15 protein-coding genes are annotated in these 16,333 nt (G+C 67.2%); 9 read left to right on the plus strand and 6 right to left on the minus strand.

What is annotated here, in order from left to right; translation table 11 throughout:
- Positions 1 to 226 precede the first annotated feature (226 nt).
- The 5 genes from ASG92_RS03210 (at position 227) to ASG92_RS03230 (ending at position 6,194) form a co-directional block, all read left to right on the plus strand.
- Complete coding sequence (locus ASG92_RS03210) at positions 227 to 1,255, plus strand: LacI family DNA-binding transcriptional regulator (RefSeq protein ID WP_056624408.1); 1,029 nt, start codon at positions 227 to 229, stop codon at positions 1,253 to 1,255.
- A gap of 137 nt (positions 1,256 to 1,392) precedes the next feature.
- Positions 1,393 to 2,688: an extracellular solute-binding protein gene (locus tag ASG92_RS03215; RefSeq protein WP_056624409.1), complete on the plus strand. Its 1,296-nt coding sequence runs from the start codon at positions 1,393 to 1,395 to the stop codon at positions 2,686 to 2,688.
- Positions 2,689 to 2,772: 84 nt separating this feature from the next.
- A complete protein-coding gene (locus ASG92_RS03220) occupies positions 2,773 to 3,738 on the plus strand; it encodes a sugar ABC transporter permease (protein ID WP_056624414.1) in 966 nt (321 codons plus the stop codon).
- Position 3,739: 1 nt separating this feature from the next.
- Complete coding sequence (locus tag ASG92_RS03225) at positions 3,740 to 4,618, plus strand: carbohydrate ABC transporter permease (protein ID WP_056624417.1); 879 nt, start codon at positions 3,740 to 3,742, stop codon at positions 4,616 to 4,618.
- Positions 4,619 to 4,649: 31 nt separating this feature from the next.
- The gene (locus ASG92_RS03230; protein WP_056624420.1) at positions 4,650 to 6,194 is read left to right on the plus strand and encodes a glycoside hydrolase family 32 protein; all 1,545 of its coding nucleotides are present in this window, start codon (positions 4,650 to 4,652) and stop codon (positions 6,192 to 6,194) included.
- Between the two features lie 130 nt (positions 6,195 to 6,324).
- Here the strand turns inward: ASG92_RS03230 and ASG92_RS03235 are convergent, their stop codons facing one another.
- Together ASG92_RS03235 and ASG92_RS03240 are read right to left on the minus strand one after the other, a co-directional pair.
- Positions 6,325 to 6,918: a DUF5655 domain-containing protein gene (locus ASG92_RS03235; RefSeq protein WP_240986982.1), complete on the minus strand. Its 594-nt coding sequence runs from the start codon at positions 6,916 to 6,918 to the stop codon at positions 6,325 to 6,327.
- A gap of 58 nt (positions 6,919 to 6,976) precedes the next feature.
- Positions 6,977 to 7,498: a hypothetical protein gene (locus tag ASG92_RS03240; RefSeq protein ID WP_056624424.1), complete on the minus strand. Its 522-nt coding sequence runs from the start codon at positions 7,496 to 7,498 to the stop codon at positions 6,977 to 6,979.
- Between the two features lie 189 nt (positions 7,499 to 7,687).
- Between ASG92_RS03240 and ASG92_RS03245 the strand changes: the two genes are divergently transcribed.
- A complete protein-coding gene (locus ASG92_RS03245) occupies positions 7,688 to 8,188 on the plus strand; it encodes a sigma-70 family RNA polymerase sigma factor (RefSeq protein WP_056624427.1) in 501 nt (166 codons plus the stop codon).
- Entirely contained in the window at positions 8,185 to 8,871 is a 687-nt protein-coding gene (locus ASG92_RS03250; protein ID WP_056624430.1) for a zf-HC2 domain-containing protein, read from the plus strand. The genes ASG92_RS03245 and ASG92_RS03250 overlap by 4 nt, the downstream gene beginning before the upstream one ends.
- 57 nt (positions 8,872 to 8,928) lie before the next feature.
- Here the strand turns inward: ASG92_RS03250 and ASG92_RS03255 are convergent, their stop codons facing one another.
- Positions 8,929 to 9,735, minus strand: coding sequence for a DUF1206 domain-containing protein (locus tag ASG92_RS03255; RefSeq protein WP_056624674.1), 807 nt, complete (start codon positions 9,733 to 9,735; stop codon positions 8,929 to 8,931).
- A 138-nt stretch (positions 9,736 to 9,873) separates the two neighbouring features.
- Entirely contained in the window at positions 9,874 to 10,806 is a 933-nt protein-coding gene (gene trmB, locus ASG92_RS03260) for a tRNA (guanosine(46)-N7)-methyltransferase TrmB (RefSeq protein ID WP_056624433.1), read from the minus strand.
- A 181-nt stretch (positions 10,807 to 10,987) separates the two neighbouring features.
- On the opposite strand from trmB, the gene ASG92_RS03265 reads away from it, so the two are divergent.
- Both ASG92_RS03265 and ASG92_RS03270 read left to right on the plus strand, forming a co-directional pair.
- Entirely contained in the window at positions 10,988 to 12,235 is a 1,248-nt protein-coding gene (locus ASG92_RS03265) for an NAD(P)/FAD-dependent oxidoreductase (protein ID WP_056624436.1), read from the plus strand.
- 136 nt (positions 12,236 to 12,371) lie between these two features.
- Positions 12,372 to 13,598, plus strand: coding sequence for an MFS transporter (locus tag ASG92_RS03270; protein WP_056624676.1), 1,227 nt, complete (start codon positions 12,372 to 12,374; stop codon positions 13,596 to 13,598).
- Positions 13,599 to 13,674: 76 nt separating this feature from the next.
- Here the strand turns inward: ASG92_RS03270 and ASG92_RS03275 are convergent, their stop codons facing one another.
- The gene (locus ASG92_RS03275; RefSeq protein ID WP_056624439.1) at positions 13,675 to 14,964 is read right to left on the minus strand and encodes an MFS transporter; all 1,290 of its coding nucleotides are present in this window, start codon (positions 14,962 to 14,964) and stop codon (positions 13,675 to 13,677) included.
- Positions 14,965 to 14,988: 24 nt separating this feature from the next.
- A complete protein-coding gene (locus ASG92_RS03280; RefSeq protein WP_056624442.1) occupies positions 14,989 to 16,296 on the minus strand; it encodes a M20 family metallopeptidase in 1,308 nt (435 codons plus the stop codon).
- Positions 16,297 to 16,333 lie beyond the last annotated feature (37 nt).

Consider the following 16,333-nt stretch of genomic DNA (forward strand, 5'->3'; position numbering starts at 1 on the left):
GGGCTGGCGGGCCCCGGTTTTCACGCGTGCTGCTCGTACCTCGCTTTGACGCACGCTTTCGAAAACCGCGGCCAGCCAGCCCCTCGAGAGCAGGTCACCCCCCCCGCTGGTTGAGCCTGTCGAAACCTCGTGGGCCCCGTGCTCTCAAAGGTGACGTTTGACACATGCAAAACGTTTTGTGTATGGTATTTCACATCAAGCCCAAAACGTTTTGCAAAGGATGTCGATGACGACGCGAGTAGGGATACGCGAGGTGGCCAGAGCCGCCGGGGTCTCAGTGACCACCGTGTCGCACGCCCTGAACGACGCCACCAGCTCGCGGGTCAAAGCGGAAACCCAGCAGCACGTACGGGATGTGGCCAGGAACCTTGGCTACGCCCCGAACCGGCTGGCCAGCGGACTGCGCAACCAGCGCTCCCAGATCCTTGGCCTGGTCAGTGACGAGATCACCACAACCCCGTTTGCCGGGGCCATGATCCGCGGAGCGCAGGACGCAGCCTACGAGCGCGGTTACGTGATGATGGTGGTCAACTCGGGCCTGGACCGCGAGCTCGAACACCGCGAAATCATCATGCTTCAACAGCACCAGGTGGACGGTGTGGTGTACGCCAGGCTGTACCACCAGGGCGTGGAGCTCCCGCAGGAACTGGCCGGCATGCCCACCGTGCTCCTGGACGCCGTCACCGGAGACCCGGCCGTCTCCTCCGTTGTCCCGGACGAGGTCAACGCGGCCGAAACCGCGGTTGAAACCCTCATCCGGGCCGGCCACACGCGGATCGGCATGATCAACAACGTGGACGACATCCCCGCCACCCACGGCCGCCTCGACGGGTTCCGCAACGCGCTCCGGCGCCACGGGATCGAGCACGATCCGAGGCATCTGGTCATCGGCGTGGCTGAGACGTCCGGCGGCCGTGAGGCCGCGCTGGACCTTCTCAGCCAGCCAGGCCGTCCCACCGCCCTGTTCTGCTTCAGCGACCGGGTGGCCATGGGCGCCTACCAGGCGGCGACGGCGCTGGGGCTCCGCATCCCGGAGGACGTCTCCATCGTGGGCATCGATAACCTTGAGCTCATTGCAGACGCCCTGTGGCCGGGGCTGACCACTGTGGCCCTTCCGCACTACGAGATGGGTCGCTGGGCGGTCAACCGCGTTCTCGATGACATCGAAAACCCGGGCGCACCGGCTGAGCAGGCACGGATCGCCTGCCCCCTCATCGAACGGGGATCAGTAGGCCCGCCCCCGGCCGGAGCCTAGCCCGGCAACACCAACAGCCAACCGTTACACCACCCGGTGTCCGCACAAAAAGGGACGCAGCCGTTGCACCGGCCGCGCCCCTTCCGGACCCCGGGCCAATCATCCACGCGCAAAAACAGCAGAAAGACTGGACCATCATGAACAAGCGATTCACACGGATCCTGGCCACCAGCATAGCCGCGGCGGCACTCGTGGGCAGCCTCGGCGCCTGCGGCAAGGGCAGCGCATCCGCCACCTCCGAGGGCACCAGCGAGATCACCATGTGGACCCACAACGCGGGCAACCCGGAGGAGCTCGCCGCCATCAAGTCCGTTGTGGATTCCTACAACAAGAGCGGCGCCGCCAAGGCCCAGATCAAGGTACAGGCGTTCCCGCAGGACTCCTACAACGACTCCGTCGTCTCCGCGGCGGCGGCCGGCAAGCTTCCGTGCATTGTGGACATCGACGGACCGAACGTGCCCAACTGGGCCTGGGCCAAATACCTGACCCCGCTGAAGCTCTCGGCCGACCTCTCCAAGAACCTGCCCAGCACCGTGGCCAAGTGGGAGGGCGAAACCTACGCCGTGGGTTACTACGACGTCGCCCTCGCCATGCTCGCCCGGGCCTCGGACCTGAAGGCGGCCGGCGTCCGCGTGGCCACCATCGAAAAGCCGTGGACCAAGGAGGAGTTCCAGGATGCCCTGACCAAGCTCAAGGCCCTGGGCAAGTGGCAGTACCCGCTGGACATGGGCACGGCCGGCTCGGGGGAGTGGCTGCCCTACGGTTACTCCCCGTTCCTGCAGTCCTTCGGCGCGGACCTGATCAACCGCAACGGCTTCCAGTCGGCGGACGGAACCCTCAACGGCGACAAAGCCGTCGCGTGGGCCGAGTGGTTCCGCGGCCTGGCGGACCAGGGCTTCATGGCCAAAAAGAGCGGCAAGGACTCCACCCAGGACTTCCTGAACAACAAGAGCGGCCTCCTGTACACCGGCTCGTGGGCCGCTGACAAGGCCAGGACGGCCCTCGGCAAGGACCTCGTGGTCATGCCCTCCGTGGACCTTGGCAACGGCCCGAAGATCGGCGGCGCCTCCTGGCAGTGGGGCGTGACCAGCGGCTGCAAGAACGCCGACGCCGCCATGGACTACCTTTCGTACTCCCTGAAGCCGGAAAACCTGGCCGCCGTGGCAAAGGCCACCGGAACCATTCCGGCCACCGACGAAGCTGCGGCGCTGCTCCCGGCGTTCGCCGAAGGCGGCGCTAACCGGATCTTCATGGAGTTCTCCCGCAACTACGCGGTCATGCGGCCGGAAACGCCCGCCTACCCGTTCATCGCAACTGAATACGGCAAGGCGGTCCAGGACATCCTGGCCGGCGCCGACCCCAAGACCGTGCTGGACAAGGCGGTCAAGGCGATTGACGCCAACATCAAGTCCAACGGCGGCTACAAGAACTAGCCAGCCGCCCAACGGTACGACGGCGGCGGCCGGCGACTGCCGCCGTCGTCGTACCCCCGGCACTGACTGTCAACGGAGACTCCCATGACAACCACCCAGCTTCCCTCCCGGCGCCGTCCCGGCGCCCCCGCATCCGGCGCGCCGGCACCCTCCGCCGCGCCGCGCCACCGGCGCCCGGGCTACCTGCGCGAACAGCTCAGCGGCTGGGGCATGATCGCCCCCGCCGCCGTCCTGCTCCTCGCCTTCGTGTTCCTCCCCGCCATCCTCGGCTTCGGCCTCGCGTTCACCAATGCCCGCCTGATCTCCCCGAGGCCCGTGGAGTTCGTCGGCACGGACAACTTCGCCCGGCTCTTCGCCGATCCCACGTTCTGGCGCGCGCTGCTGAACGTCAGTTACTTCGCCGTCGTGGTGGTGCCCGTCCAGTCGGGCCTCGCCCTGGCGATGGCGCTGCTCATCAACAAAAAGTTCCGCGGCGTGAACTTCTTCCGCACCATCTACTTCCTTCCCGTGGTCACGTCCATGGTGGTGGTGTCGCTGCTCTGGCTCTTCATGTACCGCAGGGAAGGCCTCATCAACGAGCTGCTGTCCACCTTCAGCTTCGGGCTAATCCAGGGCGCGGACTGGCTGAACGACCCCGCCACTGCCATGCCGGCCATCATCGCGCTGTCCATCTGGCAGGCCGCCGGGTTCCACATGATCATCTGGCTCGCCGGGCTGCAGAGCATCTCGGGTGAACTGTACGAGGCAGCCCAGCTGGACGGCGCCAGCCGCTGGCACCAGTTCCGCTACGTGACCTGGCCGGGCCTGAAGCACACCCGGAGCCTGGTCCTGGTGACCATCACCATCCAGGCGCTCGGACTCTTCGACCAGGTCAGCGTCATGACCCAGGGCGGACCGCTCGACTCCACCACCACCATCATCTACGAGGCGGTGCGCTCCGGCTTCAAGCAGCAGGAAACCTCATACGCCTCGGCCATCTCCCTTGTTTTCTTCGTCCTCGTGCTGCTGATTTCCGCGGTGCAGCGCTACCTGACCCGAGAGAAGGACTGACGTGAAAAACGCACTTCGACTCAACTCGTTCGGCGCCATGTTCGTGCGCATCGTGTTCGCCGCCGTCGCAGCGTTCCCCATCGTGTTCATGCTGGTGTCCTCGCTCAAGCCGGACCAGCAGATCTTCGGTGACATGTCCTCCGTCGCGGCATTCCTGCCCATCGGCAACATCTCGCTGGACAACTACACGGCGGTGTTCGACCGCGTCCCGGCAGCCCGCTTCCTGATCAACTCCATCGGGGTTTCCGCGGTGACCGTGGTGCTCGGCATCTTCGTCAACAGCCTGTGCGCCTTCGGCCTGTCCCGCATGGAGGTGCGCGGAAAGAAGGTGGTCTTCACCGCCATCCTGGCCACGCTGATTGTGCCGTTCCAGACGCTGGCCCTCCCCTTGGTGTGGTGGGTGAACCAGCTGCCGTACTTCGAACTCAACGGATTCAGCCTGGAGATTTCGAAGGGCTGGCTGGACACGTACCAGGTCCAGATCATCCCGTTCATTGCCAACGCGTTCTCCATCTACCTCTACCACCAGTACTTCGAGTCCATCCCGAAGGAACTGGACGAGGCCGCCAGGATCGACGGCGCCGGCTGGTTCAAGATCTACCGCCAGGTGGTCATGCCGCTCGCCGGCCCTGCCACCGCCACCGTGGCAATCCTGACGTTCCTGCCCGCCTGGAATTCCTATCTCTGGCCGCTCATGGTGGTCCAGTCCGAGGAACTGCGCCCGGTGATGATCGGCATCCAGTACTTCTTCCAGCTCAACGTCTCCTGGGGCGAAGTGATGGCCTACGCGTCCCTGATTACGGTGCCCGTGGTGATCCTGTTCGTCGCGTTCCAGCGTTCCTTCATCAACAGCATCGCCTCCAGCGGTGTCAAAGGCTGATTCCGGCCTGTTCCTAGCGCGAAAGCTGACCATGACTTCCCTGAACACCACCGCCGAGCTCGACTGCCGGTACCGGCCCAAATGGCACTACGCCGCGGAACGCAACTGGCTGAACGACCCCAACGGCCTCGTGTACTCCAACGGCGTGTACCACCTCTTCTACCAGCACAACCCGCAGGGGAGTGTCTGGGGCAACATGTCCTGGGGGCACGCCACCTCGGCGGACCTGCTGCACTGGGACGAACAGCCCGTCGCCATCCCGTGCGACGAGCAGGAGGCCATCTTCTCCGGTTCTGCCGTGGTGGATATCCACAACACCAGCGGCTTCGGTGCGGGGGGAGTGCCGCCGCTCGTGGCGATCTACACGAGTGCCTATTCGCCCGCCTCCCCGCTCGCTGGCCGGCAGGCGCAGTCCCTCGCCTACAGCACGGACGACGGCGCCACCTGGACGAAGTACGCGGGCAACCCGGTGCTGGACCGGGCGTCGGCGGACTTCCGTGACCCCAAGGTCTTTTGGTACGACGGAGAGGCCGGAGGCTACTGGGTGATGGTCGCCGTCGAGGCACTCAATCATGAGGTGGTCCTCTACAAGTCGGCGGACCTGAAGTCCTGGGAGTATCTGAGCACCTTCGGCCCGGCGAACGCCACCGACGGCGTCTGGGAGTGCCCGGACCTGTTCGAACTGCCCGTGGACGGCGACGCCCGCAACACCCGGTGGGTGCTGGTGGTCAACCTGAGCCCCGGCGGAATCGCCGGCGGTTCCGGCGGACAGTACTTCATCGGAACGTTCGACGGCGTGGCGTTCCGTTCCGAAACCACAGTCACCGAAGGCCTGCAGGCCGACGGCGACCGCATGGCCGACTACGGCTGGCTGGACTGGGGCCGGGACTACTACGCGGCCGTGTCCTTCAGCAACGTCCCCGGCGGCCGCCGGCTCATGATCGGCTGGATGAACAACTGGCAGTACGCCGCCGCCACGCCGTCGGACGGCTGGCGCAGCGCGATGTCCCTGGTGCGGGAGGTTCGGCTGGAAACCCGCGGCGGGCGTGCGGCGCTTGTCCAGGAGGCGGTGGACCCGCTGGAGGCCGCCGGCACGGAGCTGTTCGCACTCGGCAGGCAGGAACTGGCCGACGGCGTCACCTGGCTTCCGGCCGACGCCTCCGGGGACGTGCTGCGGATCGACGCCGAATTCCGGCCCGGCGCCGCCAGCAGGGTGGGCCTCGTGCTCCGGGCAGATCGGGAGGTTGGCGAGTCTGCCGGCGAGTCCGTCGGCGGACCGGAGCGCACCGTGCTGGCCTACGATTCGGTGTCGGGGGAGCTCAGCCTGGACCGGACGGCGTCAGGCAATGTCGGCTTCCACGAGGCCTTCTCGTCAGTCGAGCGGGTGGCGGTTCCGCTGGTTGACGGCCGGCTTCGGCTCCGGGTCTTCCTGGACCGCTGTTCGGTTGAGGTCTTCGCCCAGAACGGCCTGGCCACCATCACGGACCAGGTGTTCCCCGCCGGCTCAAGCACCGCCGTCGGCCTGCTGGCAGAAGGCGACGGCGGCACCCTGGTGAGCCTCACCGTCACCGGCTGAGTCAGCGGTTGCGTCGCCCGTCGCCGTTTCGACGGTTCCCTGCCAGCTCGACGCTTCGCACCATCGAGTGTGCACGGAACCGTCGAAACGGGCGCAAGGTCCGGTCGGCAGGCGGGATCGGCGGCGCTGGCTAGCTGTTTTGTTCCAGCGCTGTCTCCAGGAGGTCCAGGAGCTCCTGGTCCACCTGCTCCACGGCCGTGAGGCGCACCTTGCGGTCAAAGAAGTCCCCTGGCCCGACCTTGACCTCCTCGAGACGTCCCCCAATTGGCGCCTCGATCCTAAGTGCCACGTCCACCGACGTCTTGTTCGCCCGCGTCACCTGGGCGAACTTGCGCCGGCTGCTGTGAAGTGACACGTAGCCTTTGCGCATCTGGATCTGCACGCCCTGGTGGGCTGCGGCCCAGGCCAGGAGGGTGTTGGCTATGGGCCGCAGGTGCGGGTGGTCCCCGTACTGGCCATCGATGAGTTCGTCGGCGTCCCGCAGCATGAACTCCGGATAGCCGAACATCTCCCAGGACACGGCATATTGGGCGTAGCCGGTGATGCCGTGCTCGTCGCGCATCCAGGCGCGGAGCTCGGCGTCGCTCTTCAGCCCCTGGGCGTGTCCCTTCGCCGCCCACCAGCTGACATCATGCCCGGACTTCCGCAGCAGCAGCGCCTGGTTGCTGTCCACCATGGTCTGCCACGTCTTTGCGGCAGACTTCAGGTCGTGTGTATGTGCCATGCTCCGATGGTAGAGCCGGCGCCTGTTGCCAGACGCCGGCGGCCAGGATTGCTGGCTGCTACTTGATCATCGTGCCGTCGGGCGCCACCAGGTACCAGACGTTGCCCACGCCCTGGCCGGTGACGTCACCCGGGGCCTTGTCCTTCTCCCACAGGTAGACCGGCATGCCATCGACGGTCACCTGCTTCTTGCCGTCGGCCGTGGTGATGGTTCCAACCTTGCCGGTCACGCCCTCAACCTTCGGGGTGTCGTTGGTGGTGATCACCGGCGGCCAGGCCACGAGGCAGTCACCGATGCAGTTGCTCTTTCCGGAATCCTTTACGTCCTTGGTGAAGTAGTAGACACTCATGCCCTTGCCGTCAACCACAATGTTGCCTGCGCTGGAGGATGCCGTCTTAAGGTCCACCACGGCTGTTTCGGTGGCGGTTGCCATGGCCGACTCGCTGGCAGTGGTGGCGGGTGATGCGGTTGTGGTCGCCGGGGCGGCCGTGGTGGGCGTTGTGCCGGATCCGCCGCCACAGGCGGTCAGCGAGGCGGCAAGGGCCAGAACTGCGAGGCCAACGCTCAGTTGCTTGTTCATGTGCTGCTCCTTGGCTCAGGCCGGCAGACTGGGAACCGGCGCTATTTTGAATGACGCACAAAGGTGAAGAATGGTTCAAAGGATCTGCGACCGGCGGAAATGAACTTTTCAGCGGCCGCCGACGTCGTAATTGCCAGGAAAGCCGGTTCGCGCGGACCGGCTTCATCGTGTCGCTGCAGGAGGTCGCACATGCCACTGGATGAGGACGTGGTTGCCGCGATCTACCGTGAGCACGGAACGGCCCTGCGCCGGTTCGTGCTCAGCGCCTCCCGTGACCCGCACCTGGCTGATGACATTGTGCAGGAAACAGTTCTGCGCGTCTGGCAGCAGGCGCCCAAGATCACGGGCAGCATGCGCAGCTACCTGTTCCGGACGGCCCGGAACGTCATGATCGACAACTACCGGAAATCCCAGCGCAGGCCGCAGGAAGCGGATGACCGTGACCTGGCGGACCCGGCGGAGGTCACCGGTCGGGTCGACGAGCTGCTGAACAGGGTGCTGATGGAGGAGGCACTGCTCCGGCTGAGCGCGGAACACCGCGATGTGCTGGTGGCGCTGCACTACCGGCGTTTCACGGTGAGCGAGGCCGCGGTCCAGCTGAACATTCCAAGCGGCACGGTCAAATCCAGGGCCTTCTACGCGGTGAAGGCCCTGCGGACAATTCTTGATGAAATGGGTGTGGAACGGTGAACGGCAAGGAACTCCATGAGCTGCTGGGGGCATACCTGCTGGGAGGGCTGGATGACGCAGACAAGACGCGCTTCGAGGACCATCTCCAGCTATGCGGCATGTGCCGCAGTGAACTAGAGGATTTGAAAAGCCTTCCCGGTCTGCTGGCTGCCGTGCCGGTGCCCGACGCCGTGGCGCTCGCCGTCCCGGCGTACCGGGGACCCGGCTCGGGCCCCGGTACAGGGGAGCCGGCGGCCAGCGTTCCGCAGCCCGTCTTCGACGAACTGGCCGCCCGCCGTCGGAATTCCCGACGGCGGTTGGCCGCCCTGATCGGAGGGGTCGCCGCCGCCTGCCTTGCCCTGGGCTTCGCGGCCGCGCCGCTTCTGGACCCGGCGAAGAAACTGGACGCGAGCTATTCGGTGCAGTCGGACACCGGCATCCAGGTCACCGTGGGCATGGTCAAAAAGACGTGGGGCACTGAACTGGACGTGGACGGACGGAGCCTGCCCCAGGACGGAAAGCTGTCGCTCTGGGTGAAGGACCGCGCAGGGGCCGAGGACCGCGCCTGCGCCTGGATGGCGACGCCCAGCGGACGGGTGAAAGTCACCAGCGCCACGCCGGTTCAGTACACGAGCATCGCCAGCGTTGAGCTGCGGAACGACCGGCAGCAGACGATAGCAGTGGTGGCAGTGCCGGGTGGCTGAGCGGTCCGCCGAGCCGCGGCGGTAGTGGCCCGGGTGCCAGGCGGGGCGCAGGCCCGGCTACATCCGGGCGAGCTTCGCGCGCACCACCATGTACACGCCGTAGCAGATGAGTCCCGCGCCGACGGCGGCCAGGACATAGATCCCGAACGGCTGCTCACGCAGTGCCTTGAGCCCGCCGTCGAGTCCCGTCGATTGCTCCGGATGCGCCGTGACGGCCGCGATGACCACCAGCAGGCCCGTCACGAAGAGGGCAACGCCCTTGGCCGCATACCCGGCGACGCCCAGCCCCGTCACAGCCTGCCGTGCGGTGGGTGAGGCCGGCATGTTGATGTGCTTTTCGAAGGACTTCCTGAACCCGCGGACCGCGTAGAAGATCCCGGTGATGGCCACGGCCGCGCCGATCAGCACCAGGAGCAGGACGCCGCCCGGCGCCTTCAGGAGGGTGACGGTCATGTCGGTGGCGGATTCCCTGTTGTCCTGGCCGGCCCCGCGCGCGAACGCTGCCAGCGTGAAGGCGAGTGCGGCATAAACGGCGGCCTGCGCCGCGGCCTTGAGCTTCTTGGCCGCCTTGTCCTTCGACGGCAGGTGCTCGAAGTCGAAAATGGCGTCACTGGCCTGCCACAGGGCCAGGGCCAGGCACGCCGCGAAGCTGCCCCACAGAAGCACGGGCCCCGCAGGCTGGCTGGCCAGCTGCCCGACGGCGCCGCTGACGTCCGCCCGGCCGCCCTTTCCGGTGGCGAGCCCGAGGGCGACGGTCCCGACCAGAAAATGCAGCACGCCGCTCACGGCAAATCCCGCTCTGGCCACTATCTCGAGCGCGGGCGAATTTGTGGCGTCCTCGGCCTTGTCCGCTGCGCTTCTCAGTTCCCGTTTGATGATCGTTCCTTCGCGCCGGCACGGTCGTGCATCTCCCGCGGCTTCCCGCCACACGCTTATCGTGCCACGGGTCAGGGCTCCGGAACAGACGTCAGAGCCGGGCCATGGACCGGGCTGCCGGCCCGGCTACAGCCGGCGGTAGCAGAGGTCGAAGATCAACCGTCCGGCCTCGTGCGCCTTGTTCTCGAAGCTGGTGCGGATGCGGCCCTCGAACCGCGGCGCCCAGCCGCCGGTTTCGTCGATGCCCTCGTTGGGGCCGGTGTGCTCCGTGCTCACCGGGGCCCGGCCTTCCTTCACCGGTGCACCGCCGACGAGCGACTCGACGCCGCTCTGCCAGACGTGGGTGAGGGGGCTCTCCGGACCGCTGCGCTCGCCGTCGTGCAGGTTCTCAAAGTCCGCCGAGCCGGCGAGGACGTCGCGCACGTGCACGGCATAGTTGGACCAGTCCGTGGCGATCCGCCAGAGGCCGCCCGGCTTGATCGCCCTGGCGGCGAGTTCGGCGAACTCGGGCTGGATGAGCCGGCGCTTGTGGTGCCGGGACTTGTGCCAGGGGTCGGGGAAGAAGATCCACAGTTCGCTGACCGATCCCGGTGGCAGCATGGTGGCCAGGACCTCCGGGGCGTTGGCCTCCACGACCCGGACGTTGGTGAGTCCGCGGCTGTTGATCTTGATCATGGTGTTGGCAAGCCCGGGCGTGTAGACCTCCACGGCGAGGAAGTCCTTGTCCGGGTTCTGCTCGGCGGCGTGGCAGATGGCGTCGCCCAGGCCCGAGCCGACCTCGACGATCAGCGGCGCCGTGCGGCCGAACTCGGCTTCGGCGTCGAACGTGTAGTCCGGGTGCACGGATGTGTTCGCAACGTGCCGCGGAACGTCCACGGCCCAGCGGTCCGAGTGTGCTTCCCAGGCCGCCTGGCGGCGCCCCTGGAGCCGGGTTCCGCGGCGCACAAAGCTGACCGGCCGCCCGCCGTACGTGCCGAAGGAGGCCTGGCTGCCGGGGGTGACGGGCCGGGGCTGGTTCGGGTTTGCGGGCTGCTGGGGGGATTCCGGAGATTCACTCATCCCCTCCAGAATACCGGGGCGGGCGCGGTCCAATGCCGGTGGTTCCCTGCCTAAACCGGCAGGCGTAAAGTGTTGCTATCCCAGAGGCCGGCCGCTCACCGGCTGCACGCTGATGGCCGTTCGTCCCAGGGAACAGCAGGCCGGCCGGCCACTCCATATCACCGGGCCTTCAGGAAACGCCATGGAATCATCGACACCCGAGCCAGGGACAAAGACCAATTCCGGGACCATCGCGATCCTGGGGGCAGGTCCGTCCGGGCTGGTGCTCGCGATTGCGCTCGCCCGCCGCGGACTCAGCTCAACAGTTTTCGAGCGGGACGTCCATCCTGACGCCGCCCCGCGCTTCAACCCGGACCGTTCCTACACGATCGACATCTCCGGGCACGGGCTGAAGGCACTTCGGCACATTGATGCCTGCTCCGAGTTCGACGACAGAATGATCCGGTTCAAGGGGCTCAAGATCCCCGGCAGGGGAACGGAGGAATGGACGCTCCCCGGATGGACCGGATCGCGGGGCGACATCCTCCGCGCCCTCATGTCAGTCCTGGCAAAGTACGGCGACCTCGTGACCACGGAGTTCGAAACCCGAGTGGAAAGCGCGGACACGCCATCCGGGTCCCTTACGGTCGCACCTAAATCCGGGCCCGTGATGACCAGAACGTATGACCTCATCGTCGGCGCGGACGGGGCCGGCTCCACAATCCGCGCGGCCCTCCAGGACCAGATCCCCGGATTCACCGTCACCGCCAAATCCTTCCCCAACTACTGCACCATGATCGAACTCGACAAGGTTGGAGACCGGTTGGACAAGAACTACCTGCACGGGCTGTCGACGCGCCCCTTCTGCGTTGCCGGCGCCATCAAGGGCGACGAGGGATCCTTGTCCGCCAAGTGGTTCTGCGCCATAGGGACGAAGAAACACATCGAATTCTCGTCCACTGATGAGGCCCGGCGCTTCCTGCAGGAACGCTGCCCGCGTGTTCTCGAATTCACCGGCGACGGACAGGTCGAGGCCTACGCGAAGCGAACGTGCTATCACATTGGACGCAGCCTGAACTGCTCCCAGTTCCACGGCGGCAAAGCCGTGCTGATCGGTGACGCGGCGGCCCCGTACCCGCCGATCGGGCAGGGAGTCAACGGCGCTATGGAGTCGGCCATGACACTCGATCAGTGCATCAGCGCCGAGGGGAACATGCCGGACCAGCTGCGTATCGCGGCGGCAAGATACACCGCCGTATGGAAACCCGAAGCGGACGCGGTGTCGTGGATCAGTGAGCGGAGCCTGTTTGAAAACCGTTTCCACACGGTCCGTGCCCTGGCGACGTCGATGCTGGGTCTGAGCATCTTCGCCCAGGCCAAGAGCGCGGACATTCCCTACTCGGAGGTCAGGCGCAAGGCCGAGCGGCTCTGGCCGCTCTGGGCGCGGTGACGCGTCGCGCAGGGGAGGGCCGAAGGCCGGCTGCCCGGGGGCGGCGCGGCGTCCTGCCAGAATAGGCACTGTGACGCATACCGAAAATCCGCGGTCCACCGGCACGCCCCGCGCCGCTCCGTCCGTCTCCGCCCTCGTGGACGCCGAGATCGATGACGTTCCCGCGGCCGAGCCCACGCGCGTCGGCAGCCGGCGGGCGCTGGTGTACCTGGGCCTGTGCCTGGTGCTGATCGGGCTGAACCTGCGGACGGTGTTCTCCAGCTTTTCGGCGGTGTTTCCGGAGGTGGCGGCCGACGTCGGCCTGCCGGGCTGGGCGGTGGTGGTGCTCACCACCGTGCCGGTGACGCTGCTCGGGGTGTTTGCGCCGCTGGCTCCGGTCCTGGCGCGCCGGTTCGGCGCCGAGCGCGTGCTGTTCGGCGCGATGGCGGTCCTGACCGCGGGCCTGCTTCTCCGCCCCACGGACGTCCCCGGCGCCGGCCACCTGCCGGCCCTGCTCGCCGGAACGGCCGCGTGCGGCGCGGCGATTGCGCTCTGCAACGTGCTGCTGCCCGGGCTCGTGAAACGCGACTTTCCGCACCGGCTGGGCCTGATGGGCGGCCTATACACCACCGCCATCTGCGCATCCGCAGCCCTGGGCGCCGGCTTCACCTACCCGGTCTTCAACGCGACCGGGCAGTGGACTTCGGCGCTGTGGTTCTGGGCGGTGCCGGCCGCCGTCGTGCTGTTGCTTTTCCTTCCGGTTGCCTGGCGGCAGCGGCACGGGCAGCACAAGGCCGTGCGGGACGGCGTCAACGTGTGGCGCTCGGCCGTTGCCTGGCAGGTCACCATTTTCATGGTGCTGCAGGCCATGATGTCCTTCAGCGTTTTTGCCTGGCTGGCGCCGATTCTGCGCGAACGCGGCGTGGACGGCGGCACGGCGGGGCTGATCGTCTCGGCGTCGATCGTGCTGCAGATGCTGGGCTCCCTCTTCGCCCCGGCACTGGCCGCGAGGTTCCGGGACCAGCGGGTGATCAACACGGTGGTGGCGCTCATGACCGGGGGCGGATTTGCGCTGAGCATCTTCGGCCCGCTGGAGCTGGTCTGGCTGTGGACCGGGCTGCTGGGACTGGGACAGGGCAGCCTCACGGCCGTGGCCCTGACGATGATCATGCTCCGCACCCGGGACGGCCATACCGCCGCCCACCTCTCCGGCATGATGCAGGGCGTGGGCTACGGACTGGGCTCCACCGGAACGCTCATGGTGGGCCAGCTGCACCAGGCCACGGGATCGTTTGCGGCCGCCGGAGTGCTGTTCCTGGCGGTGGGCGCGCTCGCCGCGGTTTTCGGGTACCGGGCGGGGCGGAACCGCTACATCGGCGGCTGACCACCAAAGTAGGTAGCAGCAGAAGCCGTTCTGAACGCCCAGAACGGCCTCTGCTGCTACCCAGTTGGGGGAGCGGCTAGTGCGTCAGGTCCTTGCCCCTGGTCTCCGGGATGGTGAAGATGAACACCGCGCTCACGGCCAGCAGCGCCACCGCGTACACGTTGAACAGGTTGGGCAGCTGGAGCGTCGTGCCGAGCCACTGCTGCAGGTACGGAGCGGTCCCGCCGAACAGCGCCACGCAGATGGAATACGGCACGCCCACGCCCACGGTCCGGATGCTCGTGGGGAACAGCTCCGCGTAGACGGCAGGCACAATGGCGGCGCTCGCGGCGATGAAGATGAGCATCACGGACATGCTCACGGCCAGCTGCCACGCGGAATCCTTCAGCAGCCAGGTCATGGGGAAGTGCATGACAGCGGCTCCGATGGCTCCGGCCCACAGCACCTTCTTGCGGCCGATCCGGTCCGACAGCTTGCCCCAGAACGGCAGGGCGGCAATGAACACGATGTTGCCGATGACGCCGGCCCACAGTGCTTCCCCGCGGTCGATCTTCAGCGCGGTGGTGGCATAGCTGGGGGCCACCACACCCCAGATGTAGTAGATCACGGTGAGGCCCACGGTCAGGCCGATCACCTGCAGGGCCTGCTTTCGGTAGCGGACAATCTGGGGCCAGATGGGCGCGCGCTTCTCCGTGGCGGACTCGCCCTCGAAGACGTCCGTCTCGTGCAGCCTGGAGCGCATGATCAGCGCGTACAGGCCCAGCGCGGCGCCGATCAGGAACGGGATCCGCCAGCCCCAGGCATTCATGACCTCGGTGCTCATCGCCATGTTCAGGACGGCCCCCAGCAGCGTTCCGAACAGGATGCCCACGGTTCCGGAAGTGTAGATCAGCGTGGCCCAGAATCCGCGGTGCTCCCTGGGCGCCATCTCGGAGAGGTAGGTCTGCGACGACGGCAGCTCACCGCCGTGGGCCAGGCCCTGGACCAGCCGGGCCGCCAGGAGCATGAGGGACGCCCACGCGCCGACGGCGGCGAACGTCGGGGCGACGCCGATCATCAGGCTGCCCAGCGAGGCGAGCCCGACGGCAAGCGTCATGGAGGCCTTGCGGCCCACCCTGTCGCCGATCCAGCCGAAGAGGAACCCGCCGAACGGGCGGGCGACGAAGCCGACGGCGAAAATCGCCAGGGTGGAGAGCACGGCTGATGCGGGATCCGACTTGCTGAACAGCTGGCTGGCGATGAAGGGGGTAAAGGTCGCGTAGATGGCCCAGTCGTACCATTCGACGGCGTTGCCGATGCCGGTGCCGACGATGGTCTTCCGGGTGGTGACCCGGTCCGCGCGCAGCGGGTTGATGATGGCGGTCATGGATTTCTCCCTGTGGTGGGTGGGCTAGGAAGCGACAGTTGCGGCTGGTGCGGGGGCAGGGGACTGGGCGGCCAGTGATGCCAGGCGGGAGATGGCGAGTTCCGCATAGAGGGCGGCCCCGTCAGCCAGCACGCCGTCGTCGAACGTTGCGTACGGTGAGTGGTTGAACGGCGAGGTGGCGTGGTCTGTGCCCGGAGGCACCGCGCTCAGGCCGATGAAGGTGCCCGGCACCTCGGCGAGGACGCGGGAGAAATCCTCGGAGCCGCCCAGCGGGGTGGCCCACCGCGACAGCCTCGATTCGCCGAACAGCCCGGCGATGACGTTTTCCGCGGTGTGCGTCTCGTCTTCGTCCGTGATGGTGAGCGGATACTCCTGCTGGTAGTCCACATCGACGTCGAGGCCGTGCGCCGCCGCGATTCCCTGGAGCAGCCGCGGCACGGAGTCCATCATCCTCTGCCGGGACTCGTCGGAGAAGGTGCGGATGGTGGCCTCGATGCGGGCGGTCTCCGGGATGACGTTGCGCTTGGTGCCGGCCTGGAGCACGCCCACGGACAGGACCACAGGATCGAACATGTTGAACTGGCGGGTGACCATGACCTGCAGGGCCGTCACCATTTCGGCGGCCGCCGTGACAGGGTCCTTGGCCGCATGCGGGGTGGAGCCGTGGCCGCCGGCGCCAAGCACCGTGACAACAAGGCCGTCCGAGGCGCTGAGCATGACGCCCGGCTTGGTGCAGAACGTGCCGTGCGGCTCGAGGGAGGAAAACACGTGCATGCCGTAGGCGGCGTCCACGCGCCGGCCGGGGGCATCCAGCACGCCCTCGCGGATCATGTAGCTGGCGCCGTCGAAGCCCTCCTCGCCCGGCTGGAACATCAGCACGACGTCGCCCGCCAGCCGGTGCCGGCGTTCAGCGAGGAGCGTGGCCGCGCCGGCAAGCATGGACGTGTGGAGGTCGTGGCCGCAGGCGTGCATGGCGCCGTCGATCGTGGAGGTGTAGCCCACGCCGGTCTTCTCCTGGACGGGCAGCCCGTCCATGTCGGCGCGGAGGAGCACCGCCGGGGCGCTGGCGCCGCTGTCCGCCGGGGCGCTGGCGCCGCTGTCCGCCGGGGCGCTGGCGCCGCTGTCCCCGCGGTTTGCGCCGCCGCGCAGGACGGCGGTGACCGACGTCGTGTCCTTGCCCAACGTGATTTCGTACGGCAGCCCGTCCAGTGCCTTCAGCACTTTTTCCTGGGTGCGCGGCAAGTGGAGGCCGATCTCGGGCTCCCGGTGCAGGTCGTGGCGGAGCCGGGCAATATCTCCCTGCATCTCGCGGGCGTCTGCGGCAATCGGCACATTTACTCCTCGTCTGTGATTCCGGCGTTGTGGGTCT

Origin of the sequence: Arthrobacter sp. Soil736, from assembly GCF_001428005.1 — a bacterium.
Taxonomy (GTDB): Bacteria; Actinomycetota; Actinomycetes; order Actinomycetales; family Micrococcaceae; genus Arthrobacter.

Coding starts and splice junctions, on each gene's coding strand:
- ASG92_RS03210 (WP_056624408.1), top strand. CDS start 227: ATGACGACGCGAGTAGGGATACGCGAGGTGGCCAGAGCCGCCGGGGTC.
- ASG92_RS03215 (WP_056624409.1), top strand. CDS start 1,393: ATGAACAAGCGATTCACACGGATCCTGGCCACCAGCATAGCCGCGGCG.
- ASG92_RS03220 (WP_056624414.1), top strand. CDS start 2,773: ATGACAACCACCCAGCTTCCCTCCCGGCGCCGTCCCGGCGCCCCCGCA.
- ASG92_RS03230 (WP_056624420.1), top strand. CDS start 4,650: ATGACTTCCCTGAACACCACCGCCGAGCTCGACTGCCGGTACCGGCCC.
- ASG92_RS03235 (WP_240986982.1), bottom strand. CDS start 6,918: ATGGCACATACACACGACCTGAAGTCTGCCGCAAAGACGTGGCAGACC.
- ASG92_RS03240 (WP_056624424.1), bottom strand. CDS start 7,498: ATGAACAAGCAACTGAGCGTTGGCCTCGCAGTTCTGGCCCTTGCCGCC.
- ASG92_RS03245 (WP_056624427.1), top strand. CDS start 7,688: ATGCCACTGGATGAGGACGTGGTTGCCGCGATCTACCGTGAGCACGGA.
- trmB (WP_056624433.1), bottom strand. CDS start 10,806: ATGAGTGAATCTCCGGAATCCCCCCAGCAGCCCGCAAACCCGAACCAG.
- ASG92_RS03265 (WP_056624436.1), top strand. CDS start 10,988: ATGGAATCATCGACACCCGAGCCAGGGACAAAGACCAATTCCGGGACC.
- ASG92_RS03275 (WP_056624439.1), bottom strand. CDS start 14,964: ATGACCGCCATCATCAACCCGCTGCGCGCGGACCGGGTCACCACCCGG.